General features: G+C 72.6%; 1 protein-coding gene and 1 pseudogene. Both read right to left on the minus strand.

The genetic code is table 11. The features are described 5' to 3' along the window. A partial coding sequence (locus GA0115259_RS32815) for a radical SAM protein (protein ID WP_141716786.1) occupies positions 1 to 457 on the minus strand: 457 nt, incomplete at its 3' end. Between the two features lie 210 nt (positions 458 to 667). Further along, a pseudogene (locus tag GA0115259_RS40780) lies at positions 668 to 1,410 on the minus strand (AfsR family transcriptional regulator); the annotation flags it as partial.

Here is a 1,410-nt window from a genome sequence, read left to right on the forward strand (position 1 = left end):
CGCCCCCCACCCCCCGCCGTACCGTACGGAAGACGGCCCGGCGCGGCACCTCCCGTTCATGGAAGGCGTCGACGCTCACGGAGAAGTGGTCGACCGCGGTGATCGCACGCAGGATCTTCGCCGGGATCGGTGTGTCCCGGGAGTCGGTGTCCGCCGCGAAGAACGCGCCGGTGAGCAGCGCGCAGCGGCTACCGGCCCGATGGGCGCGCCCGGCCAGTGCCGCCACCAGATCCGGTCGCAGCAGAGGCTCACCGCCGGACATCATCAGCACATCGGGACGGTCGTCCGCGCGGAACGAGCCGACGAAGCGCAGCAGCCGGCCGCCGTCCGGCTCCTCGGACTCCATGGTGGACGAGGAGGAGCAGTGGGCGCAGTGCAGCGGGCAGCGGCGCGTGAGATTCAGCAGCAGCCCGGCGCCCGGCAGCGGGCGCAGACTCATCAGCTCGGCGAGCTCCACGGCGGTTCCTCCTCTCTCGGCGGTGCACGGCTCTCCCGGCGGTGCACGGCGGATCGCGGTGTACGGAAAGTCTCCGGGCGACGGGTTCGAAACCTCGGTCACGGACGCCTGGAAATCGGTAAATCCGCAGGCCGGCGCCGGGCCCGAGGGACCTTGCGGCGACCTCGGCCGACGCGTGATCCCGGCCGGCCGGCGGCGCGTGAACGCCGGTCAGGCCATCGCGTGACGGGCGCCGGCCGGATCGGTGAGGGACTGTTGCCGTGCGTAGACATGCAGCAGACGCGGGAGTTCGTAGAGCACCGCGTGCGCGGTGACCTCGCTGTCCGGCAGGGCGATCATTCCCGCGTCCATCAGGGACTCCAGCTCCCTGCGGGCCTGGTCCTGCCCACGGGCGAGCACGGCCGCCGCCTCATGGAGCGTGAAGACTGGCCCCGGAAGAGTTCCGAGGCGGCGCAGCACCGTTCTGCTCGTCTCGGGCAGCTCGCTCCAGCACTTCGACAGCCGAGGGCGTACGTCCATGTCGCCCGCGGTGAGTTCGTCCAGCAGAGAGCTGTCGTCGGCCAGCCGTGCCGCGTACTCACCGAGCGGGAGATGGCGCAGTACGGCCAGTTTCAGTCCGCTCACCCGGACGGCGAGCGGCAGCATGCCCGTGGCCGCGACGATGCGTTCGGCGGCGCCCAGGTCGGCGCGCAGCCGGTCGGGCCCGATGATGCCCGCCAGCAGATCGAGGGCCTCGGCCATGGAGAACGGCGCCAGCGCGAGCCGGTGGGCCGGTGCGAGTCCGCCCAGTTGGGAGCGGGCGGTGATCACCGCGGCGCTGGCTCCGGCATCCGGCAGCAGCGGCCGGACATCGGCCTCGGCGGCGGCGTCGTCCAGCAGGAGCAGAAGTCTTCGGTGCGCCAGCCAGGCCCGCCATACGGCGGCGGCCTCGTCCGGATCGTCCGGGACCGCGC

The organism is Streptomyces sp. MnatMP-M17 (genome assembly GCF_900091995.1).
In the GTDB taxonomy this organism is placed as follows: Bacteria; Actinomycetota; Actinomycetes; order Streptomycetales; family Streptomycetaceae; genus Streptomyces.